Raw genomic sequence first — 23,580 nt, 5'->3', positions numbered from 1 at the left:
CCGATGCATGTGCTGTGCGTGATCGACCACCCCGAACCCGGTTCATTCTCTCACCAGATCGCCGCGCGCTTTGCCGAAGGGCTGGCGCGGGCCAGCCACAGCCACGAGGTTGCCGATCTGCATGCCGAGGGGTTTGACCCGCGCTGGACCGCGGCCGATGCGGCGGTGTTCCGGGGCGCGGCGGTTCCGGGCGACGTTGCCGCCGAACAGGAACGGATTGACCGGGCCGATGCGCTGGCGCTGATCTTTCCGCTGTTCTGGTACGGGATGCCGGCGATGACCAAGGGCTGGTTCGACCGGGTGTGGTCCTTTGGCTGGGCCTATGATCAGGTCGACGATCCCGGTGCCTCGTTGCAACGCCCGCGCCGCGCGCTGATGCTGATCCCGGCGGGTGGGCGGCCCGAGGATTGGCACCCCAAAGGCGTGGACAAAGACATCGCGCGGATCTGGCGCGACGGCATGCTGGGCCTGTTTGGCATGGGCACCGCCGATATCCGCCTGCTGACCGGTGCCGCGGTCGAGCCCGAGGCGCGGCGCGACGCGATTTTGACCGAGGCGTTCGAGGCCGGGCGCGCGTTTTGACCGCCTTGCGGGTTTCCGCAGGGCTTTGCCGCAGCAATGCGCGTTTTCCTTCATAGTCCGCCAATCGCCAATCGCTATCTTATCCACATAACGTTTCCGAATCTCAGGGAGGATAGAAGATGAAACGTGCATTCCGTGGCGCAGCGATCGCCGCGATTTCCTTTGCATTTGCGACCGAGGCCATGGCCGAAGAGTGGAATGTCTCGCTCTGGGGCAAACGCCGCGCCTTTACCGAGCATGTCGAAAAACTGGCCGAGCTGGTCAGCGAAAAGACCGGGGGCGAGTTCACGCTGAACATCAGCTATGGCGGCCTGTCGAAAAACCGCGAGAACCTGGACGGGATCTCGATCGGGGCGTTCGAAATGGCACAGTTCTGCGCCGGGTATCACCGCGACAAGAACCCGTCGATCACCGTTCTTGAACTGCCATTCCTGGGTGTCAGCACTCTGGAAGAAGAGCGCAAGATCAGCCAGGCGCTGTATCAGCACCCTGCCGCCATCGCCGATCTGGCCCGTTGGAACGCGACGCTGCTGATGCCGTCGCCGCTGCCGCAGTATAACATCGTGGGTGTGGGTGACGCGCCTGCAACGCTGGCCGATTTCGAAGGGCTGAGCGTGCGCGCAACCGGCGGCATCGGTGCCGCGATGGGTGCCGTGGGTGCCGTTCCGACCTCGATGAGCGCCACCGAAGTGCGCCAGGCGCTGGACAGTGGCGTGGTCAAGGCCGTGGCCTTTGCCCCGCATGCCCATATGTCGTTTGGCACCGTGGAAACCGGCAAGTGGTGGACCACCAACCTGAACCCCGGCACCGTGAACTGCCCGGTTGTGGTGAACACCGACGCGCTGAACGGTCTGTCGGATGCGCATCGCGACGCGCTGCTGGGTTCGGTGGACGAGGCGCTGGACTATTACATCGCCACCTATAACGGTGCGACGATGGATGCCTGGGGCCCGACGCTGGAGGAAAAAGGCATCGCACAGGTGACCTTTGCCGACACCGAGATTGCGGCCTTCAAGGAAGCTGCTGCCGGCCCGGCCGCCGCAGCCTGGATCGCCGACAACACCGCGCGCGGCCTGCCCGCGCAGGAGCTGTATGACTTCGTCACCGGCATGATCGGCCAGTAACGTCACGACATTTTGCCCGGCCCGCCAACACGCGGGCCGGGCTTTTTATTGGGGAGAGGGACAATGGCGGGGCATTCCGCGATTTTGGAGGATGGCAGCGCGCTGAGCCGGTTGGACCGGGCGCTGCTGCGGCTGGAACGGGCGCTGGCGCTGCTGAGCGGTTTGGCGGTGTTCGGGCTGATGGTTTTGGCGGTGGTGTCGGTGGGCGGGCGCAATTTCTTTGCCTCACCCCTGCCGGGCTATGTGGACTGGATCGAGCAGGCCATGCCCTTGATCGCGTTTATGGGCATCGCCTTCACCCAGCGCGAGGGCGGCCATATCCGCATGGATATCCTGGTGGGCCAGCTGCGCGGGCGGCCCCTGTGGGCGGCGGAGTTCGTGACCACCGCGTTGATCCTGATCCTGATGGTTTTGATGGTCTGGGGAAGCTGGGCGCATTTCGCCCGCAGCTTTGACTTTGCAGCACCGATGTGGAGCCGCGACAGCTCTATGGATATCGCGTTGCCGCTGTGGCCGGCGAAACTACTGGCGCCGGTGGCGTTTTCGGTGCTGTGCCTGCGGCTGTGCCTGCAATTGTGGGGCTTTGGCCGCGCCTTTGCCGGCAATCTAGAGCGCCCCGTCGCCGTGCCGCTGGTGCAATCGGCCGCCGAACAGGCCGCTGCCGAGGCTGAAACCGTATCGAACGGAGAGGGCTGAACCATGGAACCTATCGAAATTGGATTGTGGGTCAGCGGCGGGCTGCTGATCATGGTGGTTCTGGGCATGCGCGTGGCCTTTGCCGCGGGTCTGTCGGGCATGATCGGGTTGATCTGGATTTTCTGGGCCAAGAAAGATTACGGGCTGGACGATTTTGGCTGGGCGCTGACCGTGGCCACCAAAACCGCCGGCCAGGTGCCGCATTCCAAGGTATCAGCGCAGGAGCTGAGCCTGATCCCCACCTTTATCCTGATCGGCTATCTGGCCTATTACGCGGGCCTGACCAAGGCGCTGTTCGAGGCGGCGAAAAAATGGGTCGGCTGGTTGCCGGGCGGGTTGGCGGTGTCGACCGTGTTCGCCACGGCGGGCTTTGCGGCGGTGTCGGGTGCGTCGGTCGCGACGGCGGCGGTGTTTGCCCGCATCGCCATCCCCGAGATGCTGAAGATCGGCTATGACAAACGCTTTGCCGCGGGCGTGGTGGCCGCGGGCGGCACGTTGGCCAGCCTGATCCCGCCCTCGGCCATTTTGGTGATTTACGCGATCATCGTGGAACAGGATGTGGGCAAGCTGCTGCTGGCGGGGTTCATCCCCGGCGTGGTCTCGGCGCTGATCTATGGCGCGCTGATCGTGGGGCTGGCGCTGACGATCAAGGGGTTCGGCCCGCCGGTGCGCGGCTTTACCTGGGGCGAGCGTCTGCGCGCCCTGCCCCCGGCGCTGCCCATCGTGTTCGTGGTCGTGGCGATCATCTTCTTCGTCTACAACCCATTTGGCGGCGACGCCTGGGGCACCCCGACCGAGGGCGGGGCCATCGGCGCCTTTGTTGTGTTCCTTGTGGCCGTCTATCGCGGCATGCGCTGGACGCAGTTGCGCGACGCGCTGATGGAAACCGCCAAGCTGGCCGTGATGATCTTTACCATCATCTGGGGCGTGCTGGTCTATGTGCGGTTCCTGGGCTTTGCCGATCTGCCGGGCGCGTTTTCGGACTGGATCACCTCGCTGACCATGTCGCCGATGCTGATCCTGATCTGCATCCTGCTGGCTTATGCAGTGCTGGGCATGTTCATGGACGCCATCGGCATGCTGCTGCTGACCTTGCCGGTGGTTTATCCGGCGGTGATGGCGCTGAACGGGGGCGAGTTCGTGTCGGCCGCCGACAGCACCTTTGGGATGAGCGGCCCGATGTGCGCGATCTGGTTCGGGATCCTGGTGGTGAAGATGGCCGAGTTCTGTCTGATCACGCCACCCATCGGGCTGAACTGTTTTGTCGTGGCGGGTGTGCGCCCGGACCTCAGCGTGCAGGACGTGTTCAAAGGCGTGACGCCGTTCTTTATCGCCGACGCGGTGACCATCGCGGTGCTGGTCGCCATGCCGCAGATCGTGCTGTGGCTGCCCAGCCAGATCTAGAAAACCCGGCCCCGGCGTGTGATGCGCCGGGGCTTGTCCATTTACGCGGCCTCTTGCTGTGCGTCCGATTTGCCCCAGCGACGGGCGGCCAGCGCAACGTTGCGGCCATAGGCCCGCGCCGTTTCCAGGTCGGCCGAGGGGGGCGACTGATCCGGGCCCTGGTCAGCCAGCGACTGCGCCACCGCGCCCAGGCTGGCACCCATCCGGTTCAGGGCAGTGTCTGACCCTTGGGTCGAATTGTTGCCCGGCAGCATGTCCAGACCCACCCAGACCATGCCGTGCTGGATCGCAAAGACCGACAACGCCTGCAGGGTTGAGCCCTTGTCGCCCAGCTGGCTGGACGAGTTGGTGAACCCACCGGCGATCTTGCCCGACCAGCCGCGGTTCAGCCAGATACGGCTGGACTTGTCCATAAAGGATTTAAACGGCCCCGACACGTTGCCCATATAGGTGGGCGAGCCAAAGATCATCGCGTCCGCATCGGCCAGTTCCGACAGATCGTCGCTGAGATCATCCACGGCGTAAAGCGCGGCATTCACCCCGGCACCTTCGTCGGCGCCGGCATGCACGGCTTCGGCCTGAACTTTGGTATGGCCGTATCCCGAATGGTAAACGACCGCGATTTTGATGGTGTCCGACATCGTAAGTCTCCGTTTGTTGCGTTGCTGAAGACCTAGCTTCTTGATTATCTAATAAAAGTAGGTATTTAAAAGTAACCAAGTAACAACACGCTGGATTGCCCCATGACCAAGCCCGAAACAAGCTGTCCGATGGATGGGCTTTTGCGTTTGATCTCAGGCCCTTGGACCACCTTCATCCTGTGGCAGATGTCGCAGGTGGAAAAAATTCGGTTTGGCGAACTGAAACGCGCCGTGCCAGGGATTTCCTCGCGGGTTCTGACCGAACGGCTGCGCAAGCTTGAGGGCGCGGGGCTGGTGCATCGCGAGTATGTGCCCACGGTGCCGCCGCAGGTCAGCTATTCGCTGACCAAAGAGGGCTGGATGCTGCGCGGGGTGCTGGAACAGATGAACGACGTGGCGCACAAGCTGGGCCTGAACGTGCCCTGCCATATGAGCAATTCAAAAGACGCCGCCTGAGGGGTTCCGAGGCCCAGGATTATCGCTTAGGTTGAGGTCACATTTTGTGACCTCAATTGAATTGCGATCCCTCCGATGCCTGATATCGAAGCGCCTGCCGGCATTTACACCCTGCGTGGCCGTCTGGTTATGCTGGACCGCGATGTGGCCGATCTGTTCGGCACCACAACAAAGCGGTTGAACCAGGCGACGCTGTCCCGAAACGCGGACAAGTTCCCCGAAGACTATGCCTTTCGCGCAACCGACGCAGAGACCGAGGATTTGAGGTCACAAATTGTGACCCGAAACCCGGACGCCAAGCGCATCACGGCCCCCACGGTTTATACCGAAGAGGGTGTGATCATGTGCGCGACGGTTCTGAAGACAGACCGCGCGGTTGAGGTCACCAAGCGCGTGGTGCGCACCTTTGTTGCCGTTCAGCGGCAGATGGACGAGAGGCGCAACCGCGACGTGTCAGACCCCCTGCCCGATCTTGGCGCTGTCGAGGCCGTGCAGGTGCCACCGGTGCTGTCGCAAAAGGTGCAGGGCTATATCGACAAGCTGGCCAACGTGACCCTGACGCAGGCCCAGCGCGACGCGGTGATGGAAGAGGTGCAGGCGTTCAAGGCGGAAGGATTTGCCGCCCTTCATGCCTTCACCAAGCGCCCAACGATCAAAACAGCTACGGCCGCAGCAGATTTGAGAAAACGCATGGCCGAAGCAGAGTTGGCCGAAGAAAAAGTGCGTCAGGAACGCACGGAAACACGCGACAAGGAACGATTGGCCCTTATCCGCGACGCTCTGCTGGTAGCCGAATTCGAGCGGGCCCAAAAGGCTGCTACGGCAGAGGAATTTGCGCGCATTCTGCGCGGGTTGGACCCCGCGCAGAACTAGGTCGGATTACGACGGCAGTTTGGTTTTGCGCAGGTAGGGCAGGACGGCGTCGAAGCTGCCGAATTTGGCGGTGGCGTCGTCGTTGTTGACGGTGGGCGGAATGATCACATCCTGACCCACGGTCCAGTCCGCCGGCGTGGCTACGCCATGTTTCGCGGTTGTCTGCAGCGCATCCAGGGCACGCACGATCTCGGCAAAGTTGCGGCCCACGGTCATCGGGTAGGTCATCATCAGTTTCACCTGCTTGTCGGGGCCGATGATGAAGACGCTGCGCACCGTGGCGCTGTCCGCGGGGGTGCGGCCATCGGGCAGCACGGCCTCGGCCGGCAGCATGTCAAAGGCCTTGGCAACCTCCAGCCCGTCATCGGCGACAATCGGGAAATCGGGCGCGGTGCCACCAACCTTGGCGATGTCCTCTTTCCATTTGATGTGATCCTCGACCCCATCAACCGACACGCCCAGCACCTTGGTGCCGCGGGCGTCCCATTCCGATTGTAGCGTGGCAACGGCACCAAATTCGGTGGTGCAGACAGGGGTGAAGTCCTTGGGGTGCGAGAACACGATGGCCCAGCCATCGCCGACAAAATCATGCAGGGCAAAGCTGCCTTTGTCGGTGGTGACGGTCAGGTTGGGGATGGTGTCGTTGATACGCATGGGACCCTCCGTTGATGCGGTATGGCGCGACCTTAGGCGGGGGCTCGAGTCGCTGCAACCGGAAGGGTCAGAACGGACACTTTGCCGTGAAGGTCATGCCTCGCCCGCCGTCCGGATGGTTCACCCGCAGCTGTTCGGCATGCAGCATCATGCGCGGCGCCTCGGACGCATCCGCATACAGCGGATCGCCGATGATCGGGTGGCCCAGCGCCAGCATATGCACCCTGAGCTGGTGGCTGCGCCCGGTGCGCGGATACAGCCGCACGCGGGTTTCACCGTCGCGCTGGCGGACCACGCGCCAATCGGTGATCGCCTCTTTGCCGTTTTCATGATCCACCATTTGGCGCGGCCGGTTGGGCCAGTCGACAATCAGCGGCAGATCGACGGTGCCGGTTTTGGGCGTCAGCGCCCCGTGCACGCGCGCGACATAGGTTTTCTTGGTCTGACGCTTCTCGAATTGCATCGACAGGTGGCGCTGGGCGTGCGGGGTCAGGCCAAAGATCATTACGCCCGAGGTGTCGCGGTCCAGCCGGTGCACCAGCAGTGCCTGCGGAAAGGCCTCTTGCACGCGCGCAATCAGGCAATCGGCAAGGTGCGCGCCTTTGCCCGGCACCGATAACAGGCCCGCGGGTTTGTCGACCACGGCAATTTCATGGTCGGCATGCAGGATATTCAGCGGATCGTTCGGCGGGGCATAGGTGTCGGACATGGCCGGCGTTTTAGTTCAACAAGAGCTTGCCCGCCAGCCCGGCATAAACGGCCGCAGCCACCCGGTTCATCACCCGGCCCGCGCGGGCCAGACGCTGGCCCAACGCACCCGCCAGGGCGCCATAGCTGCAGGTGATAAAGGTGCCGGTAACCGTCAATGTCAGGCCCAGCACCGCCATTTGTGGGGCAACGGGCCCCAACGCGGGGTCAGCGAATTGCGGCAGAAACGCCAGCACGAAGATCGCGACCTTGGGGTTCAGCACGTTGGTGATCCACCCTTGGCGCAGGGCCCGGCCATAGCTGATTGCGGCCGTTCCGGGCGCGGGTGCCGGGGCGGTCCATGACTTATAGGCCAGCCACAAAAGGTATCCTGCGCCCGCCCAGCGCAGCGCGACAAAGGCCCAGGGTGCAGCCGCCAAAAGCGCCGCCACCCCGCCAACGGCCAGCGCGATATGTACCAAGCTGCCCAGCCCAACGCCGATGCCTGCCACGATCCCGGCCAACGGCCCACCGCGCAGTCCGGTGGCCGAGGCGAACATGACATCCGCCCCCGGTGTCAGGTTCAGCGCCAGTGCGGCGGCAAGGAAGGCCAGCCAGGTGGCGGCGGGGATGCTGAGGGCGGCCTCGATCATTGATCGCGCTGCGGCAGGCCGTCATTCAGGTGATAGCAATCACCCTTGTCGGCAACAAAGATGTGCTGGCTGATCATCATACCGGTTGGCTCGTCCATCGAGCCCATGGACACCGCAATTTCGCCCTCGCCATCCCCGGCCCAGAACAAAAAAGACCCGCAATCGCCGCAAAACCCGCGCCGCGCGGCGTCGCTGGCACGATACCAGCGCACCGGCCCATCGATGGTCAGCGCATCCTCGGCGACCGAGACCGAAGCCCAGCCATTCCCGGCCTGTCGGCGGCATTGCTTGCAATGGCAGATCACCGGTTCGCGCAGGGGGGCGTCGAACGCGTAACGAATGTTGCCACACAGGCAGTGTCCGGTTGGCATAAAAACCTCAGCCGTTAGAAAACAGGGTCTGGCGCGTTGGTGAATGCGGCCTCGAGGATGGGCGTCAGGGCCTCGGCATCGGCCCGAGTGAATGCCGCAGGCTGGTCGCTGTCAATATCCAACACGCCCAAAAGAGTGCCGCGCGCGTTGGTCACAGGCATGACAAGTTCAGACCGGGTAGAGGTGGAACAGGCAATGTGGCCGGGAAAGGCCTCGACATCTGCCACGATCTGCACCTCGCCCGTGCGGGCCGCAGCCCCGCACACTCCGCGTTCAAAGGGGATCACCAGGCAGCCATGGCCACCTTGGTAGGGACCAATCTTTAGCGTTTGTGGCGCAACCACGCGATAAAACCCGGTCCAGTCGAAGCGGTCATCGGCATGGTGCAGCTCGCAAGCAACCGTTGCCATCAACGCAACGGTGTCGGCCTCGCCCTCGGTCAGGGCTGCGATGGTTTTGGCGAGGGCGGTGTAATCAGCCATGTAAGTCAACCCGTTCTGTTGTCAGTTAAAAGGCGGCAGTGGCGCCTCTTACCCTTGGATACCGAATGGTAAGGATTGCCGTCTAGCTTCTGCAGTAACAATTGCAGGAGGACAAAATGGATCTGCGCGTTGAAGATCGCGGCGAAGCGCTGTTGGTAACAGTAAAGCAGGAACGGATCGATGCCGCCTGCGCCATTCAGTTCAAGGATCGGGTGCGCGAAGCCGTTGCCACGGATCATGAACGTGTTGTGATGGACATGTCCTGCGTGCGCTTTCTGGACAGTAGCGGGCTGGGCGCTGTTGTGGCCGCGATGAAACTGTTGGGGCCCGAACGAAAACTGGAACTGGCCAGCCTGACCCCGGCTGTAGCCAAGGTGTTTCGACTGACACGCATGGAATCGGTATTCAAGCTGCACAAAACCGTCGACGAGGCTTTTGGAAAGGATGCCAGCGCCGCATGAGTCGGGTCGCACAACGGATCAAGAACATGGCCAGCGAGAAGACAGCGGCCGAAACCCGCCTGCATGTCGGGTTTGTGGCTGATCCCTTTGCAGTCCGCGATTCACTTGGTCAGGCAACTGGCTGGATGGAAGGGCGTGGAATTTGTCAGTCCGACCGGGACCGGACCGAATTGGTTCTGGCCGAGATTCTGAACAACATCGCGGAGCATGCATATGCCGGACAGGACCCCGGTCCTGTTGAAATGTGGCTGATGCAAAGGCCCGAGGCTTTGACGGTTCAGATCGAGGACTGCGGGAGCCGTTTACCCGGCGATTCCCTGCCGCCAGGCAACCTGCCGTCCCACGATACCGCCCTCGCCGATCTGCCCGAAGGGGGCTTTGGCTGGTTCCTGGTGTTCAGCCTTACCGAGGATCTGACCTATTACCGCAGCCATGGTAAAAATATTGTGCATTTCCGAGTGCCTTTTGAAGATGCGGTTGCCAATTAGAGCAGCAGCTGCCCCGAAATTGCCGCAATTTTACCAAATCACCGCTGCATTGGCCGGTGATTGTCTCCGATGTAGCTGCAAAAAGCTTCCCTCGGCGCTGTGTTTACAGCCCCCACCCAGAACACGGCGTCGAGGATCTATTTGCTTTTGCCCACATTTCTCCAAAATGACAGTTTTATTGCTGCGCGCACGCGACTAAGCTCTGCAGAAATTCTTACGTAGGACGCCCCACATGCGCGATTTCCATCTGCCCGGCCGATCCGCCGTTTTTGCTGAAAACGGGATCTGCGCGACGTCGCATCCGCTGGCGGCGCGCACCGCCATTCAGGTTCTGGAAAGCGGTGGCAACGCCGTGGATGCCGCGATCGCAGGCGCGGTTCTTCTGGGCTTTTGCGAGCCGCAGATGACCGGGCTGGGTGGTGACATGTTCGCGCTGATCAACAAAGGCGGCAGCGACGAGATTATCGCCCTGAACGGATCGGGGCGCGCGCCCGCCGGGCTTTCCGCGGCCGAGATGCGCGATCGTGGCCTGACAGTTGTGCCGCCAAGCGGGGTAGAGGCTGTCTCGGTTCCCGGCGCGGTTGACGCGTTCTGCAGATTGTCAGCGGATCATGGGAAACTGGGCCTCGACCGCGTTCTTGCCCCTGCGATCCACTATGCTGAAAGCGGCGTGCCGGTTGCCCCGCGCACAGCGTTTGATTGGAACCTTGCCGCCCCCAGCTTGCAGGGATCCGCCCGCACGCATTTCCTTTTCAACGGCACCGCACCGCAACCCGGTCAGGTTTTTCGCGCCGCAGGACAGGCCGAAGTGTTGCGCAAGATCGCCGATCAGGGCCGGGCCGGGTTTTACGAAGGCGAAGTGGCCGATGATATGATCGCTTCGCTGAATGCGTTGGGCGGCAGCCACACGGCCGAGGATTTTGCCAATACGGCCTGCACATACACCGATCCTGTGGTTGGCACATATGGCGGTGTTGATCTGGTCGAGCATCCGCCAAACGGTCAGGGCGCAACTGCGATCCTTATGGCCAACATTCTGAAACACTTCGATATTTCCGGGATGGAGCCGTTTGGCACCGAACGCGCGCATATCGAGGCCGAAGCCGCAAAACTGGCCTATGACGCGCGCAATCGGTTTCTGGCCGACCCCGACCACATGACACGGCTGGACCACATGCTGTCGCCGGACACCGCGGCACGTCTGGCCGCATTGATCGATCCGAAACGCGCGATGCCAGACGCGCACAAGCTGTCGGAAATGACGCACAAGGACACGATCTACATCACCGTCGTCGACAGCAACCGCATGTCGGTCAGCCTGATCTATTCGATCTACGCCAGCTTTGGCGCCGGGTTGGCGTCGGACAAGTTCGGCATCTGTTTCCAGAACCGCGGGGCGGGCTTTACCCTGGAAGAGGGGCACCCGAACGAAGCCAATGGTGGCAAACGTCCGATGCACACGATCATCCCGGCTATGCTTCGTGAGAACGGGCAGGTCACGATGCCCTTTGGGGTCATGGGCGGCGCGTATCAACCCAACGGCCACGCCCGTATTGTGTCAAACATGGTCGACTTCGGGCTGCACCCGCAGGCCGCGATTGATGCGCCCCGCAGCTTTTCCGACGAGGGCAATATGAAGGTCGAACGTGGCTATTCCGACGCGGTCCGCCAAGAGTTGACGGATCTGGGGCACAAGGTTTCGATCCCCGAGGTGCCAATCGGCGGGGCTCAGGCAATTCGGATCGACCACGCGGGGGGTGTGCTGCAAGGCGCATCGGACCCTCGCAAGGACGGTTGCGCGCTGGGATACTAAGCGCGCCCATTTCCGAAATTTGGCCGTACGGTCAGTTCAACTGAAACTGTAGCGGATAATGGCCGTCTTCGAAGTCGCCGAAAAGGTCCGGCAGGTCGGGGTGGCCTACGGGCTCACCTGTTTCGTCAGGCAAGAGATTCTGTTCCGAAACATAAGCCACGTAATAGCTCTGCTCGTTCTCGGCCAGAAGGTGATAGAACGGCTGATCTTTCGACGGGCGGCTATCCTCGGGGATCGAGGCATACCATTCGTCGGTATTGGCAAACATGGCATCCACGTCAAAAACAACCCCGCGAAACGGGTGTTTGCGGTGACGGACAACTTGCCCAATGTGAAACTTGGCGTTTGACTTCAACATGCGTTCTTAACCCCCACCAAGGGTAATATCGTGTTATTCGCGCGCTTGTCCATGAACACGGCGCCGAATTCAAGAAACAGTGTGTGGACCGGTATCCGACAGTAAGAATCAGTCACCAATCCCGGCGAATTCACGCCTATTGGGCTGTTTTGATCTTAAATTATCGGAAATTTGAACGAATCTCTGCCAGTGGTTATTTCCTATCAGCCCGCAATTTCCTATTCTGTCGCAAAGAAAAAGAGCGAGGCGGGTATGAGCAGAAGTCTTCGCATTCTGGTACTGGTTCTGTTGGCCGGTTGCGGCGGTGGTGGGTCCACTCCTCCGCGCAACCTTGACGATGCGTGCAGCATTGTCAGCCAGCGCCCCAACTACCTGCGAGCGTTTGAAAAGACCGAAAGACGGTGGGGCGTGCCGGTGCATGTGCAGATGGCCACCATCTATCAGGAAAGCAAGTTCGACGGCGACGCACGGACGCCGTTGCGGTTTGCGCTGGGTGTGATCCCAATGGGTCGCCAAAGCTCGGCTTATGGTTACAGCCAGGCGCTGGACGCTACGTGGGACGAGTACCGGGTTGAAACAGGAAACCGCAGCGCGCGGCGTGACCGGATCAACGATGCGACCGATTTCATGGGCTGGTACATGAACATCACACGCGAGCGGAATGGCATCGCGTTGACCGATGCGCGCAACCAGTACCTTGCCTATCACGAAGGACATACAGGTTATGCCCGCGGCAGCTACAGGGCCAAGTCGTGGCTGGTACGTGTGGCGGGCGAGGTGGACGCCCGCGCCGATCTGTATGCCGCGCAACTGTCACGGTGTCGTTAAGGCGCCTAGTCGTTGGTGCCCAGGCGCTTTTCAGCTTCGAACACGATGTTGAACAGGAAACCCGAGAGTTTCACCCCAAGCTCCAGATCGCCGAGGATCACGGTGGTCTGATCGCCGGCCCCGTTTGTCACGACCCACCGGCGCAGGACCACCGGGTTGTCGGTAAAGGACATCGCGATCGAGCCGTATTCCGGGTGCTCGGGGTCTTGCGCAATTACGGTTGTGGACGTGTCGTCACTGGTGTGGCCAACAACCATGTTCGCCTGCTTGAGGTTCACATTGCGCTTCAGGATGATCGACAACGGCGTGCGACGCAGCGGGTATTCTTCGGGCCCCTGGTTCGACTTGTTGTCAAAGATCGCAACCTTTTGGCCACCGGCAATCACCAACGCATCGTTGGGCGCATCGTATTCAAACCGCATACGGCCGGGACGATGCAGGTACAATGTACCCGTTGACAGCGACCCGTCGCTGTTGATCTGGGTAAAGTCACTTTGTGCGGTTTTGAACCCGTTGAAATAGGCCGAGATCTGATCCAGCGGGATCTTGTCGGCCCAGGCGGGCAACGCGGTACAGGCGGTGGCCAGCGCCACCAGGGTCATACGAAGTGTTTTCATATTACTCAAAATAGCGAGGCCCCGATGATATTCCATATCACCGGGGCCAATGTCGCGCGGAATTGCAATTTACTGCTGATCGGGCACCAGGATTTCGCGTTTGCCCACGTGGTTGGCGGGGCTGACCAGACCGTTTTCCTCCATCTGCTCCACCAGCCGGGCGGCCTTGTTGTAACCGATGGCCAGCTTGCGCTGGATGTACGAGGTCGAACATTTGCGATCCTTGATCACGATCTGCACGGCGGTGTCATAGAGCGCATCCTCGGCGTCGGTATTGCCGCCCAGACCCAGCACAAGGTCGATATCGCTTTCCTTTTCCTCGTCCGGGCCGTCCACCACGCCGGACATATAGTCGGGCGGGCCAAAGGCCTTGAGGTAATTCACGATCTCTTCGACCTCTTCATCCGACACGAACGGGCCATGCACGCGGGTAATCTTAGAGCCGCCGGCCATATACAGCATGTCGCCCATACCCAGCAGTTGCTCGGCGCCTTGTTCGCCCAGGATGGTGCGGCTGTCGACTTTCGAGGTCACCTGGAAACTGATCCGGGTGGGGAAGTTGGCCTTGATTGTGCCGGTGATCACATCCACCGACGGGCGCTGCGTGGCCATGATCAGATGAATGCCCGAGGCCCGCGCCATCTGCGCGAGGCGCTGAATGCAGGCCTCGATCTCTTTGCCGGCAACCATCATCAGGTCGGCCATCTCGTCCACGACCACCACGATAAAGGGCAGCAGTTCGGGCGCAAATTCTTCGGTCTCGAAGATGGGTTCGCCGGTGTCCTCGTCGAACCCGGTCTGAACGGTACGGCTGAACAGCTCGCCCTTGGCCTGAGCGTCGCGGACGCGGCCGTTATAGCCCTCGATATTGCGCACACCCATCTTGGACATCTTGCGATACCGGTCCTCCATCTCGCCCACGACCCATTTCAGCGCCACAACGGCCTTTTTCGGGTCGGTCACAACAGGGCTGAGCAGATGCGGGATGCCATCGTAAACCGACAGTTCCAGCATCTTGGGGTCGATCATGATCAACCGGCATTCCTCGGGCGTCAGCTTGTACAGCAGCGACAGGATCATGGTGTTGATCGCCACCGACTTACCCGACCCCGTGGTCCCTGCAATCAGCAGATGCGGCATCTTGGCCAAGTTGGCCACCACGGAATCGCCGCCGATATCCTTGCCCAGCGCCAGCGGCAGGCGCTGATTGCCATCGCCGAAATCGCGGCTGGACAGGATCTCGCGCAGAACCACTTTCTCGCGGTTCAGGTTGGGCAGTTCGATCCCGATGACCGAGCGGCCGGGAACGGTGCTGACACGCGCCGAAAGGGCCGACATCGACCGCGCGATATCATCGGCCAGCCCGATCACGCGGCTGGCTTTCAGGCCGGGGGCCGGTTCAAGTTCGTACATGGTGACGACCGGGCCGGGGCGGACGCTGACGATCTCGCCCTTGACGCCGTAATCTTCCAGCACGTTTTCCAGCATGCGGGCGTTTTCCTCCAGCGCTTCGTCGCTGAGGTGGTGGCGCTCGATGGTGGTCGGGTTGGTCAGCAGGGCCAGCGGCGGGTGTTCGTATTGGGTGGCGGCCTCGTCAAACATCAATTGGGGTTGCGCTTCGGCCTGGGCCTGGCGGGACGGCTGTACGGGTTTCTTCGGCGGATGCTGAACAACCGATTGGCGCGTAACCGCAGGTGCGGCAAAGCTGGGTCGCTGAACCGGCTGCGGCGGTGCGATGTTTTCGAACTCGGGGTTTTCGGGCACCGGCATGCTGTCTTCGACCACTGGCATCGGCGCGTCAGCCAACGGTTCGTCTGCCGCCAGTGGCTGCGGGGGTGGTGCGTATTTGGGTGCGGTATCCGCAATCAGCGGTTTGGGGCCCCGGCGCCGTGCGACGGCGGCGCTGGCGATCGAATGCGCTTCGGCAGCCATCAAAGGCGGCTCGGCCCGCCCGGTCGGCGGGGGAGCGACCACCTTGCCCTGTGCGGCGCGGTTACGCACAACGTCAGCGATACGGGCGCGGATGTGATCCTCGGAAACGGACGGGGCATCGCCCAGATGGGCGGTGGGTTCAACCAGCTCGGGTTCGGGATCGGGTGCACGGCGGAACGGCACGCCAACGCGGGCAAAAAGGCCCGGTTGCGGCGCAGGCTCGGGATCATATTCGGGTTCCACCCCGGCGCGGTGCACAACAGGTTCGGCCTCGGCGGCTGCAACCTTTGCTGCGCGGCGTTCGCGATGTACGCGGTGCATTGTCTGTGCGCCGTTGACCGCCCCCACGGCCCCGCGGCTAAGCAGGAACCGAACGGTGGCGTAAATTGTGATCACGCCAACCAGAAGAAAGCGGGCAAAGATACGCCATTCGCGGCGATTGACACCCAGCACCCAAGCACCCGCCAAAACCAACAGCGCAAAGACCACCAGCGAGACAATCTTGATCGACAGCGCAGCCGAAAACGGCAACAGCGTAACGAACAGCGCGGCGATCATTTCGCCCAGTTCGCCCCCTTCACCGTAATGCGCCCAGAAACCCAGGCCGGGATCGGTGGTATGGGTGTATCCATAGGTCGCCAACAGGATCGTCGGCAAAAGGAAAAACGCGCTGATCAGCACCCGGTCTTCGCCAACATGCGCGATCAGACGGGTTCCCCAGACGGCAAGCGCCAGCGGCAAAAACCAGACCCCCGCACCAAAGACCCGCAACGTGGCAGAGGCAATTGTAGCGCCCAATGTGCCCATCGCATTGTGTACCGGCGCGTCCGTGGCTGCAAAGAACCCGGGGTCTTCGGGGTCGAACGTGCCATACATCAGCGTCACGATCAGCGCCGCGATCAGCAAGCAAATACCGATCAGCTCTTTGCCGCGCTGTTCGATAAAAGCCTGTGTTTTGCTATCAAAAAGCGGATCGCGTTGTTTCGCCTGAAAGGATGCCATGGCCTCCCCCTCTTACCTGTACAAACAGTCGCGGATGGCTGTCAGCCCGCGCTGCGTTTCTGTCATTGGGGCCACCAGAGCGGCCCGGATATAATGTGTGCCCGGATTGTGCCCATCCGCGTCACGCGCCAGATAGCCACCCGGCAAAACCATCACCCCGGTTTCGGTCCAGAGCTTGACGGTTGCGGCCTCGCCATCTTCGACGGGCAGCCACAGAAAGAACCCGGCCTCGGGCGGGCGATAACCCGGTACGTTACCAAGGATGCGGTCGGCGGCTTCGAATTTCTCAGCATAAAGCGCGCGGTTTTCCTCTACATGCACCTCGTCCGCCCAAAGCCGTTCTGCGGCGCGTTGCAATGGCAGCGGCAAGGGCGAGCCCGCATAGGCGCGCAGCTGCTTCAGCGCGCGGATGTTGCGCGGGCCGCTGGCCACAAAACCGGAACGCAACCCCGGCAGGTTCGACCGTTTCGACAATGAATGGAAAATCGCGACCCGTTCCGGATCGGCACCCACCTGGCGCGCCACCTGAATGGCACCGGGTGGTGGGGTGTCGCGGTAGATCTCGGAGTAACATTCGTCGGCGAAGATGCGGAAATCGTGCTGTTCGGCCAAGGCGATGAGGTCGGCCCAGTATTCCTTGGACGCAACCGCACCCTGCGGGTTCGAGGGCGAACAGAGGTACGCCACCGTCGTGCGGTCCAGCACCTCGGATGCCACCGCGTGGAAATCAGGCAAAAAGCCGTTTTCGGGATCGGCGGGCAGGTAAACCGGCTCGGCCCCGGCAGTCAGGGCGGCCACGGCATAGCATTGGTAGAACGGGTTGGGCAGCAGAACGACCGGCTTTTGGCCGCGCTTTTCCTCGGGGCTGAGCGCGATACAGGCGTTGAACAGCCCCTCGCGCGTGCCGTTGAGCGCCAAAATCTCGGTCTCGGGGTCGATCTTGGTGTCAAACCGGCGGCCAACCCAATCCGCCATCGCCGCCAGAAGTTCCGGCGCGCCGTCATTTGGCGGGTAGTTCCCGAAACCAGCGGCGTTTTCGGCAATAATCTCGGTGATCCATGGCGGAAACGCATGTTTCGGCTCGCCAATGGACATGCGGATCACGTCGCCGCCCGGCGTATGACCATCCAATAGCTGCCTCAGACGCGGAAACGCGTATTCTGGCAGTTCTGAAAACCGCTTGGGAAAGTCCATCGGGACCTGCTCTATCTGCCTCATTCTTCGGAGTCATTACGCCCCGTTAGTTATAGAATACAGACAGTTGGCGTGTTGGTCCAGAAAAACGCGGAATTTTCCTGTGGATGGGTTTTGCCGGCGCTGGCGGGCCAAGGCTGCGGCAAGCCGGGAAAGACCGCGGGTTGGCGATCCTACAGGGGTTTCAGTGCACTTTATGGCGGCAACTCGCATCTGTCGGATTTGCCCAGGTGCGGCCCCAAGCAAAATCGCCAGCCCTTCCGGGCGGTCTGGCGATCAGCCGGGCGCCTTCGGCGCTGTTAACCGGCTGGGTATACGGGGTTCAGGCCAAGGCCGCTTCGGCCGCCGCGCCAAGGCGCAACAGGCGGGCCTCGGAATTTGGTGGGGTCAGGAACATGATGCCTGTGGACGGCACTCCGGTGGGCAGGGTTAGCCCGGCCAGTCCCATCAGGTTTCCGATCCGCGTGTTGCGCAGGGTCAGCAGGTTTTCGGTGACGTAATAGTCACTGTCGGTTTCCAGCCGCGCCTTGTTGGGCGGCAGATTGGGCGCGGTTGGCAGGATCACGGCATCGTAACGGGCGGTTGCGGCAAGGTATTCGCGGCGCAGACGATCCAAGGCCAGCCAAGCTGCCACATAATCGGGGCCCGAGTATTGTGCGCCTCCACGGAACCGGGCGAGGATTTCGGGAAACATCTTGTCAGGCGCGTCTTCGATGACGTCTTTCCATGTGCCATAAGCCTCGGTCGCGTAAAGCACACCGGTCAGGTCCATCGCATCAGCGACTTGCGGGATTTCAGCATGAGAAACATGCGCGCCCGCTGTCTCCAGCCGCATAACGGCGTTTTCATAGGCCGCACGTGGAGCGTCACGCAGGTCATCCTGCGCCACAGTGCGCAAGGACAGCAGCCGCACACCGTTCAAGCTGCATTCACGAAGATCCGGGGCCTTGATGCCCGCCATCATCGCAAATCCCAACGCGGCATCTTCGACATTGCGGGCCAGCGGGCCGATTGTGTCAAACTTGGCGGCCAGTGGCACCACCCCGGTCAGGGGCAACAGTCCGGGGGTGGTTTTCAACCCTACAAGGTCATTCCACGCCGCGGGAATGCGCACCGAACCGCCAGTGTCCGAGCCCATCGCCATCGGCGCTAAACCGTGTGCGACCGAGGCTGCTGCCCCTGAAGACGAGCCACCAGGCACCGCGCCCGCGTCGTTTATGCAAGGTGGTGTTGCCGTAATCGGGTTCAGGCCCAGCCCGGAAAAGGCAAGTTCAGACATGTGGGTTTTGCCAAGGCATACGCTGCCCCTCAGCGTAGCGCGGCGCAAAACTTCGGCGTCTTGCGCCGGGGTGCGGCCCGCCAACAGGGCGCTGCCGGCCTCGGTTGCCACAGCCGCTGTATCGAAAAGGTCTTTCCAACTGACCGGCACGCCGTCCAGCGGACCAAAGCGCAGGCCGGACCGCGCGCGCGCCGCGGCGGCCTGTGCTTCGGCCAAGGTGCGCGTGCGCATCGTGCGCGCATAGATCAAGGGGCCAAGGTCATGGGCGTCGATGGCGTCGAGGAAATGCTCGGCCAGCGTGACCGGGTCGATCTCGCCCGCGTCGATCCCCCGGCCCAGTTCCGCCGCACCCATACTTTGCCAGTTGTTGCTCATGCCCTGCCCCCGCTCTTTGCGCGCAGCCTAGCGGCGACAGCGCACATGGACAATCCCGCCAATGCGCGCATAGTGCGGCCATGGATTTTGATTCCGATATCGTGATTGCCGGTGGCGGGTTGAACGGCCCGGCCCTGGCCTTGGCGCTGGCGGGCGCCGGCCTGCGGGTGACGCTGGTGGACCCGGCCAAACGAGCCGACCGAAAAGCCGACGATTTCGACGGGCGCGCCTATGCGCTGGCCCATGGCTCACGCAACCTGCTGGCCGCGGTGGGTGTCTGGCCCGCCGTTGCCGACAAAGCGCAGCCAATTCTGCACGTGCAGATCGGCGAGGGGCATGCCGGGCAAGGCGCGTCGCCTTTTTCGCTGGATTTCGACCATGCCGAGATCGAGGAAGGCCCCATGGGCTTTATGGTGGAAGACCGGCATTTGCGCCCTGCCCTGCTGGATGCGCTGGACGAAGCCGCGGGCATCGATTGCCTGCGCAACACGGTTACGGATCACGAGGCCCTGGCTGCCGGGGTGCGGGTCACGCTGGCATCCGGGCAGCAGATCATGGCGCGATTGCTGGTTGGCTGTGACGGGCGGAAAAGCTCTACCGCGCAACGCACCGGGATCACACGTCAGGGATGGGATTACGGCCAGACTGCTCTGGTCTGCGCGATTGATCACGAACGCCCGCATCGCGGCACCGCGCATCAGCTGTTCCTGCCCGGTGGCCCATTCGCCATCCTGCCGTTGCAGGGCAACCGCAGTTCTATCGTGTGGAGCGAAGAGCGCGCGCAAGCCGATGCCTTGGCCAAGATGGATGACACGGCATTTCTGACAGCATTGCGCCCTCGGTTCGGCGATTTCCTGGGACAGATCGGGCTGGCTGGCGCGCGGTTCAGTTATCCTTTGAACCTCACATTGGCCCAGGCAATCCACGGTCCACGCGTCGCGCTGGTGGGGGACGCGGCCCACGGCGTACACCCGATCGCGGGGCAAGGGCTGAACCTTGGCCTGCGCGATGTGGCCGCATTGGCCGAGGTCATTGTGGACGCGAAACGGCGTGGCGAGGACTTGGGCACCGAAGCCGTGCTAAGCCGCTACGCCGGCTGGCGCCGTTTTGACAGCGCGGCAATCGGGTTGGGATCGGATGTGGTCAACCGGGTCTTTTCCAGCCGCATGCCGGCGATCCGGGCCATTGGCGCGGCAGGGTTGAGTGTCACAAACGCGTTGCCAGGATTGCGCCGCCGCCTGATACGCGAGGCCGCGGGCCTGTCCGGGGACCGGCCGAGACTGCTGCAGGCCAAGCCGCTTTAGTCCAGTTGCCGCGCCTCATCGACCAGCAGGATCGGGATACCATTGCGGATCGGATAGGCCAAACCGGCTGTCTTCGAGATCAGTTCTTGGGTGTCCGCGTCAAACCTCAACGTGTCCTGTGTCAGCGGGCAAACCAGCGCCTCCAGCATGCGGCGATCGGTCTTGGTGGTTTCGCTCATTGCAACACCTCTTTGTCGCCGCCCGCCAGCAGTGCAAATTCTATCAGCGTGGTCATTGTTTTTCGCCGCTCAGCCAACGTTGCGGCCTGCAACAGCGCCTGCTTGTCCTCGGGCTCGAACGGGCACATCATCGACAACGCGTTTATCATCAGCTCTTCGTCGGCTTCCTTAAGACTGTCCCAATCGGTCGAAAGACCGGTCTCGTTGAAGTATTTTGACAATAGCGCAAGGAATACCGGGCGGTCGAACCCGTCATCATGTTCCGGGCCACCCAAATCACGGGCAAAACCGTCCCAGGCGACCTGCGCCCTGCGATACGGGGTGAATCCGGGCTCTTCCTGCAGGACCTGAAACCGCGATACGCCGGTCAACGAGATCATATAGCGACCATCATCGGTTTCGTTGAACCCGGTCACACGCCCCGCGCAGCCGACCTTGTGCAATGCGTCACCGTCACGACCCAAAGGCTGAATCATTCCAATCAGCCGATGCGAGGTTTTCAGAGTATCGTCCAGCATGGCCAGATAGCGCGGTTCAAATATCTGCAGCGGCAGCCGGCCGCGCGGCAAAAGCAGCGCGCCAGGCAGCGGAAAAACCGGGATCGTCTGGGGAAGGTCCGCAGAAGTGAACATGGCCTACACGATAGCCCGGAATGGGCGTCAGGCAAATATCATCGACGACAGGCGGCGGCGACCTGACAGAACCAGCGGGTCCTCGGGCTTGAGCGCATCAAAGATTGTGAACAATTGCGCCTTGGCGGCCCCATCGTTCCATTCACGGTCGCGCCGGAACATTTCAAGAAGTTCGTCGATGGCATCCGAAACGTCACCCGCCGCATGCAAAGCCTGCGCCAGATCCAGACGGGTTTGCATGTCGTCGGGGTTGGCCTCTACCGCGCTACGCAGTTCGGCCACAGGGCCCGCATCGGCAGCCTGACGCGCCAATTCCAGCTGTGCGCGCGCGGCCTCAACCTCGGGCGTTTCCGCAAGCTCGGCGGGGGCACCATCAAGGAACTGTTGCGCGTTTTCCAGGTCATTCAACGCAAGGTGGGCGCGGATCAGTCCCCCATATGCGGCGGCGTTCGAGGCGTCTTCGCCAAGAATGGCGGCAAAGGTCTGTGCGGCGTCTGACGCGGCCCCTTCGGCCAGCATTGCCTCGGCCGCTTCAATGGCTTCTGAAAGACCACCATCGCCGCCCAGCGCGGCAACCCGATCCACAAACGCCGTCAGTTCGGATTGCGGCAACGCACCTTGGAACATGTCTGCGATCTGGCCGTTATGAAAGGCCACAACCGTGGGGATCGACTGCATGGGCAGGCCCTGCTGCGCCAGCATCTGCACAAGGCGCTGGTTTTGATCCACGTCGATCTTGGCCATTTTGACCCGACCACCGGCGGCAGTTACCGCGGCTTCCAGCATGGGCCCCAGCGTCTTGCATGGCCCACACCAAGGTGCCCAGAAATCAACGATCACCGGAGTTTCGCGGCTGGCCTCGACCACGTCTTGCATGAACGTCGCTTCTCCCACGTCCTTGATCAGGTCCGCATCAGCGGGTGAAGTGTTCTCGGCGCCAAGTTCCAGCATGTTCGTCCCCAATAATCTTGGTATGTTGCCCCCTATATGCGCATCCTTGCGCAAAAGGCCAAGACCATTTCAGAAAGGACCCCCAACATGCCGACACTTCTGACCTTTGGGGACAGCAACACCCATGGCAGCCTGCCCATCGCAAAGCGCGGCGAGCGGCGGCGGCTGGGGCCACGCAAACGGTGGCCGGGCGTTGCCGCACGGCGGCTGGAATGGGAGCTGATCGAGGCCGGATTGCCGGGCCGCACGGCGCAGTTTCCGGACCCGGTGATGGGTGCCTATATGGACGGACGCGAAGGGTTGAACATCGCCTTGCGCAGCCACGGCCCCATTGATGTGATGACATTGATGTTGGGCACCAACGATCAAAAGACCCGGTTTGGTGCTGACGCGTCGATGATCACCGCCGGAATCGCGGCGCTTCTGGACATGGCTTTGGGCGACGAACTGCAGGATCGTCATGAAGGGTTCAAGGTCTTGCTGATCTCGCCACCGGCCGTGCGGGAAGTTGGTCTGTTGGCAGGCGAATTCCTTGGCGCGGCCAAGAAAAGTGCCGCATTGCCGGGCCTTTATGCAGAGTTGGCCGACAAGCGCGGCGCAGAGTTCATGGATGCCGGCGCAGTGATTGAAACGTCAGATATCGACGGCATTCATTTTGGAGCCGAGGCACATGCCGCATTGGGTAACGCCGTGGCAGAAAAGCTTGGGACGATGCTGACCTAGAGGTCAAAGGTTGCAAACACCGGTGCGTGGTCCGAGGGTTTTTCCCACCCGCGTGCGTCCCGGTAAACGCGACTTGAATGGGCGGCATTGCTGATATCTGGCGTGGCCCAGACGTGATCCAAGCGCCGCCCCTTGTCCGCCGCATCCCAGTCACGGGCGCGATAAGACCACCAGCTGTAAAGCTTCCCCTCGGGGATATCAGCGCGTGTCACATCAACCCAGCCGCCGGCATCCTGCGTTTCTGCCAGCTGTTCAACCTCGACCGGCGTGTGGCTGACCACTTTCAACAGCTGTTTGTGGCTCCACACATCGTCTTCACGCGGGGCGATGTTCAGATCGCCGACAAGGATCGACTTTTCCGGCTTTTCCGCATGGAACCAGTCGCGCATGTCGGTGAGATAGTCGAGTTTCTGGCCAAATTTCTCGTTCTGCTCCCGATCCGGAACGTCACCGCCGGCCGGTACATAGAAATTGTGGATTACCGTGCCGTCTTCCAACCGCCCGGCAACGTGGCGCGCGTGGCCTAGATCAGCAAAATCCTTGTCACCCACATCCTCTATCGGCAGTTTCGACAGGATCGCCACGCCGTTATACCCCTTTTGCCCGCGTGCCACGAGATGGGTGTAGCCCAGCGCGGCGAAACCTTCGGTTGGGATTTTTTCAACCGGGCTCTTGCACTCTTGCAGGCACAAAACATCGGGCGCTTCTTCCTGCAGAAGCTTCAGAACAATAGGTTCGCGCAGGCGGACCGAGTTGATGTTCCATGTGGCAAGGGTGAAAGGCATGACTGGGCTCACATTTCTAAAGGCTTGGCCACGCTA

At 61.8% G+C, this 23,580-nt stretch carries 27 protein-coding genes; 12 read left to right on the top strand and 15 right to left on the bottom strand.

Going from position 1 to position 23,580, the window contains the following annotated elements:
• Positions 1-3: 3 nt before the first annotated feature.
• The 4 genes from ACMU_RS18595 to ACMU_RS02980 all read left to right on the top strand — a co-directional run bounded on the left by ACMU_RS18595 (position 4) and on the right by ACMU_RS02980 (position 3,806).
• Positions 4-582, top strand: a complete 579-nt coding sequence (locus ACMU_RS18595) for an NAD(P)H-dependent oxidoreductase (protein ID WP_051587840.1) — start codon at positions 4-6, stop codon at positions 580-582.
• 119 nt (positions 583-701) lie between these two features.
• Entirely contained in the window at positions 702-1,706 is a 1,005-nt protein-coding gene (gene dctP / locus ACMU_RS02990; protein ID WP_035255872.1) for a TRAP transporter substrate-binding protein DctP, read from the top strand.
• A gap of 63 nt (positions 1,707-1,769) precedes the next feature.
• Complete coding sequence (locus tag ACMU_RS02985) at positions 1,770-2,402, top strand: TRAP transporter small permease subunit (RefSeq protein WP_035255871.1); 633 nt, start codon at positions 1,770-1,772, stop codon at positions 2,400-2,402.
• A 3-nt stretch (positions 2,403-2,405) separates the two neighbouring features.
• The gene (locus tag ACMU_RS02980; RefSeq protein ID WP_035255869.1) at positions 2,406-3,806 is read left to right on the top strand and encodes a TRAP transporter large permease; all 1,401 of its coding nucleotides are present in this window, start codon (positions 2,406-2,408) and stop codon (positions 3,804-3,806) included.
• A 41-nt stretch (positions 3,807-3,847) separates the two neighbouring features.
• Here ACMU_RS02980 and ACMU_RS02975 read toward each other — a convergent pair whose 3' ends face one another.
• Positions 3,848-4,447: a flavodoxin family protein gene (locus tag ACMU_RS02975; protein WP_035255867.1), complete on the bottom strand. Its 600-nt coding sequence runs from the start codon at positions 4,445-4,447 to the stop codon at positions 3,848-3,850.
• 102 nt (positions 4,448-4,549) lie between these two features.
• Between ACMU_RS02975 and ACMU_RS02970 the strand changes: the two genes are divergently transcribed.
• Together ACMU_RS02970 and ACMU_RS18590 are read left to right on the top strand one after the other, a co-directional pair.
• Complete coding sequence (locus tag ACMU_RS02970; RefSeq protein WP_051587838.1) at positions 4,550-4,903, top strand: winged helix-turn-helix transcriptional regulator; 354 nt, start codon at positions 4,550-4,552, stop codon at positions 4,901-4,903.
• Positions 4,904-4,978: 75 nt separating this feature from the next.
• A complete protein-coding gene (locus tag ACMU_RS18590) occupies positions 4,979-5,776 on the top strand; it encodes an ORF6N domain-containing protein (protein ID WP_051587836.1) in 798 nt (265 codons plus the stop codon).
• 6 nt (positions 5,777-5,782) lie between these two features.
• Here the strand turns inward: ACMU_RS18590 and ACMU_RS02960 are convergent, their stop codons facing one another.
• The 5 genes from ACMU_RS02960 to ACMU_RS02940 all read right to left on the bottom strand — a co-directional run bounded on the left by ACMU_RS02960 (position 5,783) and on the right by ACMU_RS02940 (position 8,623).
• On the bottom strand, positions 5,783-6,430 hold the full coding sequence (locus ACMU_RS02960) for a peroxiredoxin (RefSeq protein ID WP_035255864.1): 648 nt from the start codon (positions 6,428-6,430) through the stop codon (positions 5,783-5,785).
• A 67-nt stretch (positions 6,431-6,497) separates the two neighbouring features.
• A complete protein-coding gene (locus ACMU_RS02955) occupies positions 6,498-7,139 on the bottom strand; it encodes an RluA family pseudouridine synthase (RefSeq protein ID WP_035255862.1) in 642 nt (213 codons plus the stop codon).
• A gap of 10 nt (positions 7,140-7,149) precedes the next feature.
• Positions 7,150-7,770, bottom strand: a complete 621-nt coding sequence (locus ACMU_RS02950; protein WP_035255859.1) for a LysE family translocator — start codon at positions 7,768-7,770, stop codon at positions 7,150-7,152.
• A complete protein-coding gene (locus ACMU_RS02945; protein ID WP_035255856.1) occupies positions 7,767-8,141 on the bottom strand; it encodes a GFA family protein in 375 nt (124 codons plus the stop codon). The genes ACMU_RS02950 and ACMU_RS02945 overlap by 4 nt, the downstream gene beginning before the upstream one ends.
• A gap of 14 nt (positions 8,142-8,155) precedes the next feature.
• A complete protein-coding gene (locus ACMU_RS02940; protein ID WP_035255854.1) occupies positions 8,156-8,623 on the bottom strand; it encodes a GAF domain-containing protein in 468 nt (155 codons plus the stop codon).
• 116 nt (positions 8,624-8,739) lie between these two features.
• Here ACMU_RS02940 and ACMU_RS02935 point away from each other — a divergent pair, with 116 nt between their 5' ends.
• From ACMU_RS02935 to ACMU_RS02925, 3 genes are all read left to right on the top strand, one after another.
• A complete protein-coding gene (locus ACMU_RS02935; RefSeq protein WP_035255852.1) occupies positions 8,740-9,084 on the top strand; it encodes an STAS domain-containing protein in 345 nt (114 codons plus the stop codon).
• Positions 9,081-9,572, top strand: a complete 492-nt coding sequence (locus tag ACMU_RS02930; protein ID WP_051587835.1) for an ATP-binding protein — start codon at positions 9,081-9,083, stop codon at positions 9,570-9,572. Before ACMU_RS02935 ends, ACMU_RS02930 begins: the two co-directional genes overlap by 4 nt.
• A 232-nt stretch (positions 9,573-9,804) precedes the next feature.
• Entirely contained in the window at positions 9,805-11,385 is a 1,581-nt protein-coding gene (locus ACMU_RS02925; RefSeq protein ID WP_035255850.1) for a gamma-glutamyltransferase family protein, read from the top strand.
• A 31-nt stretch (positions 11,386-11,416) separates the two neighbouring features.
• Here the strand turns inward: ACMU_RS02925 and hspQ are convergent, their stop codons facing one another.
• Positions 11,417-11,743 carry a heat shock protein HspQ gene (gene hspQ / locus ACMU_RS02920; RefSeq protein ID WP_035255848.1) on the bottom strand — a complete coding sequence of 109 codons (327 nt, stop codon included), beginning with the start codon at positions 11,741-11,743 and terminating at the stop codon, positions 11,417-11,419.
• A gap of 252 nt (positions 11,744-11,995) precedes the next feature.
• Between hspQ and ACMU_RS02915 the strand changes: the two genes are divergently transcribed.
• Complete coding sequence (locus ACMU_RS02915) at positions 11,996-12,571, top strand: transglycosylase SLT domain-containing protein (protein ID WP_035255847.1); 576 nt, start codon at positions 11,996-11,998, stop codon at positions 12,569-12,571.
• 5 nt (positions 12,572-12,576) lie between these two features.
• On the opposite strand, the gene ACMU_RS02910 is transcribed toward ACMU_RS02915, so the two are convergent.
• The 4 genes from ACMU_RS02910 to ACMU_RS02895 form a co-directional block, all read right to left on the bottom strand.
• Complete coding sequence (locus tag ACMU_RS02910) at positions 12,577-13,188, bottom strand: LolA family protein (RefSeq protein ID WP_035255845.1); 612 nt, start codon at positions 13,186-13,188, stop codon at positions 12,577-12,579.
• Between the two features lie 69 nt (positions 13,189-13,257).
• On the bottom strand, positions 13,258-16,122 hold the full coding sequence (locus tag ACMU_RS02905) for a DNA translocase FtsK (RefSeq protein ID WP_035255844.1): 2,865 nt from the start codon (positions 16,120-16,122) through the stop codon (positions 13,258-13,260).
• Between the two features lie 12 nt (positions 16,123-16,134).
• Positions 16,135-17,316, bottom strand: coding sequence for an aminotransferase class I/II-fold pyridoxal phosphate-dependent enzyme (locus tag ACMU_RS02900; RefSeq protein WP_035255843.1), 1,182 nt, complete (start codon positions 17,314-17,316; stop codon positions 16,135-16,137).
• A 322-nt stretch (positions 17,317-17,638) separates the two neighbouring features.
• A complete protein-coding gene (locus tag ACMU_RS02895) occupies positions 17,639-18,970 on the bottom strand; it encodes an amidase (RefSeq protein ID WP_035255842.1) in 1,332 nt (443 codons plus the stop codon).
• Positions 18,971-19,050: 80 nt separating this feature from the next.
• On the opposite strand from ACMU_RS02895, the gene ACMU_RS02890 reads away from it, so the two are divergent.
• The gene (locus ACMU_RS02890) at positions 19,051-20,274 is read left to right on the top strand and encodes an FAD-dependent monooxygenase (RefSeq protein ID WP_035255840.1); all 1,224 of its coding nucleotides are present in this window, start codon (positions 19,051-19,053) and stop codon (positions 20,272-20,274) included.
• Here ACMU_RS02890 and ACMU_RS02885 read toward each other — a convergent pair.
• The 3 genes from ACMU_RS02885 to ACMU_RS02875 are packed head-to-tail and all read right to left on the bottom strand — an operon-like array spanning position 20,271 to position 22,036.
• Positions 20,271-20,453, bottom strand: a complete 183-nt coding sequence (locus ACMU_RS02885) for a Trm112 family protein (protein ID WP_035255839.1) — start codon at positions 20,451-20,453, stop codon at positions 20,271-20,273. The genes ACMU_RS02890 and ACMU_RS02885 overlap by 4 nt on opposite strands.
• Positions 20,450-21,085, bottom strand: coding sequence for an LON peptidase substrate-binding domain-containing protein (locus tag ACMU_RS02880; RefSeq protein WP_035255837.1), 636 nt, complete (start codon positions 21,083-21,085; stop codon positions 20,450-20,452). Before ACMU_RS02880 ends, ACMU_RS02885 begins: the two co-directional genes overlap by 4 nt.
• A gap of 27 nt (positions 21,086-21,112) precedes the next feature.
• Positions 21,113-22,036 carry a tetratricopeptide repeat protein gene (locus ACMU_RS02875; RefSeq protein ID WP_035255835.1) on the bottom strand — a complete coding sequence of 308 codons (924 nt, stop codon included), beginning with the start codon at positions 22,034-22,036 and terminating at the stop codon, positions 21,113-21,115.
• 87 nt (positions 22,037-22,123) lie between these two features.
• On the opposite strand from ACMU_RS02875, the gene ACMU_RS02870 reads away from it, so the two are divergent.
• Positions 22,124-22,759, top strand: coding sequence for an SGNH/GDSL hydrolase family protein (locus ACMU_RS02870; RefSeq protein ID WP_035256125.1), 636 nt, complete (start codon positions 22,124-22,126; stop codon positions 22,757-22,759).
• On the opposite strand, the gene ACMU_RS02865 is transcribed toward ACMU_RS02870, so the two are convergent.
• Positions 22,756-23,544 carry an exodeoxyribonuclease III gene (locus ACMU_RS02865; RefSeq protein WP_035255834.1) on the bottom strand — a complete coding sequence of 263 codons (789 nt, stop codon included), beginning with the start codon at positions 23,542-23,544 and terminating at the stop codon, positions 22,756-22,758. The genes ACMU_RS02870 and ACMU_RS02865 overlap by 4 nt on opposite strands.
• Positions 23,545-23,580 lie beyond the last annotated feature (36 nt).

Source organism: Actibacterium mucosum KCTC 23349 (assembly GCF_000647975.1).
Lineage (GTDB): Bacteria > Pseudomonadota > Alphaproteobacteria > Rhodobacterales > Rhodobacteraceae > Actibacterium > Actibacterium mucosum.
This window is presented reverse-complemented; position numbering and strand designations above follow the sequence as displayed.

Coding starts and splice junctions, on each gene's coding strand:
- hspQ (WP_035255848.1), bottom strand. CDS start 11,743: ATGTTGAAGTCAAACGCCAAGTTTCACATTGGGCAAGTTGTCCGTCAC.
- ACMU_RS02955 (WP_035255862.1), bottom strand. CDS start 7,139: ATGTCCGACACCTATGCCCCGCCGAACGATCCGCTGAATATCCTGCAT.
- ACMU_RS02865 (WP_035255834.1), bottom strand. CDS start 23,544: ATGCCTTTCACCCTTGCCACATGGAACATCAACTCGGTCCGCCTGCGC.
- ACMU_RS18590 (WP_051587836.1), top strand. CDS start 4,979: ATGCCTGATATCGAAGCGCCTGCCGGCATTTACACCCTGCGTGGCCGT.
- ACMU_RS02945 (WP_035255856.1), bottom strand. CDS start 8,141: ATGCCAACCGGACACTGCCTGTGTGGCAACATTCGTTACGCGTTCGAC.
- ACMU_RS02890 (WP_035255840.1), top strand. CDS start 19,051: ATGGATTTTGATTCCGATATCGTGATTGCCGGTGGCGGGTTGAACGGC.
- ACMU_RS02875 (WP_035255835.1), bottom strand. CDS start 22,036: ATGCTGGAACTTGGCGCCGAGAACACTTCACCCGCTGATGCGGACCTG.
- ACMU_RS02985 (WP_035255871.1), top strand. CDS start 1,770: ATGGCGGGGCATTCCGCGATTTTGGAGGATGGCAGCGCGCTGAGCCGG.
- ACMU_RS02870 (WP_035256125.1), top strand. CDS start 22,124: ATGCCGACACTTCTGACCTTTGGGGACAGCAACACCCATGGCAGCCTG.
- ACMU_RS02915 (WP_035255847.1), top strand. CDS start 11,996: ATGAGCAGAAGTCTTCGCATTCTGGTACTGGTTCTGTTGGCCGGTTGC.
- ACMU_RS02930 (WP_051587835.1), top strand. CDS start 9,081: ATGAGTCGGGTCGCACAACGGATCAAGAACATGGCCAGCGAGAAGACA.
- ACMU_RS02895 (WP_035255842.1), bottom strand. CDS start 18,970: ATGAGCAACAACTGGCAAAGTATGGGTGCGGCGGAACTGGGCCGGGGG.
- ACMU_RS02905 (WP_035255844.1), bottom strand. CDS start 16,122: ATGGCATCCTTTCAGGCGAAACAACGCGATCCGCTTTTTGATAGCAAA.
- ACMU_RS02975 (WP_035255867.1), bottom strand. CDS start 4,447: ATGTCGGACACCATCAAAATCGCGGTCGTTTACCATTCGGGATACGGC.
- dctP (WP_035255872.1), top strand. CDS start 702: ATGAAACGTGCATTCCGTGGCGCAGCGATCGCCGCGATTTCCTTTGCA.
- ACMU_RS18595 (WP_051587840.1), top strand. CDS start 4: ATGCATGTGCTGTGCGTGATCGACCACCCCGAACCCGGTTCATTCTCT.
- ACMU_RS02885 (WP_035255839.1), bottom strand. CDS start 20,453: ATGAGCGAAACCACCAAGACCGATCGCCGCATGCTGGAGGCGCTGGTT.
- ACMU_RS02910 (WP_035255845.1), bottom strand. CDS start 13,188: ATGAAAACACTTCGTATGACCCTGGTGGCGCTGGCCACCGCCTGTACC.
- ACMU_RS02880 (WP_035255837.1), bottom strand. CDS start 21,085: ATGTTCACTTCTGCGGACCTTCCCCAGACGATCCCGGTTTTTCCGCTG.
- ACMU_RS02940 (WP_035255854.1), bottom strand. CDS start 8,623: ATGGCTGATTACACCGCCCTCGCCAAAACCATCGCAGCCCTGACCGAG.
- ACMU_RS02970 (WP_051587838.1), top strand. CDS start 4,550: ATGACCAAGCCCGAAACAAGCTGTCCGATGGATGGGCTTTTGCGTTTG.
- ACMU_RS02950 (WP_035255859.1), bottom strand. CDS start 7,770: ATGATCGAGGCCGCCCTCAGCATCCCCGCCGCCACCTGGCTGGCCTTC.
- ACMU_RS02900 (WP_035255843.1), bottom strand. CDS start 17,316: ATGGACTTTCCCAAGCGGTTTTCAGAACTGCCAGAATACGCGTTTCCG.
- ACMU_RS02960 (WP_035255864.1), bottom strand. CDS start 6,430: ATGCGTATCAACGACACCATCCCCAACCTGACCGTCACCACCGACAAA.
- ACMU_RS02980 (WP_035255869.1), top strand. CDS start 2,406: ATGGAACCTATCGAAATTGGATTGTGGGTCAGCGGCGGGCTGCTGATC.
- ACMU_RS02935 (WP_035255852.1), top strand. CDS start 8,740: ATGGATCTGCGCGTTGAAGATCGCGGCGAAGCGCTGTTGGTAACAGTA.
- ACMU_RS02925 (WP_035255850.1), top strand. CDS start 9,805: ATGCGCGATTTCCATCTGCCCGGCCGATCCGCCGTTTTTGCTGAAAAC.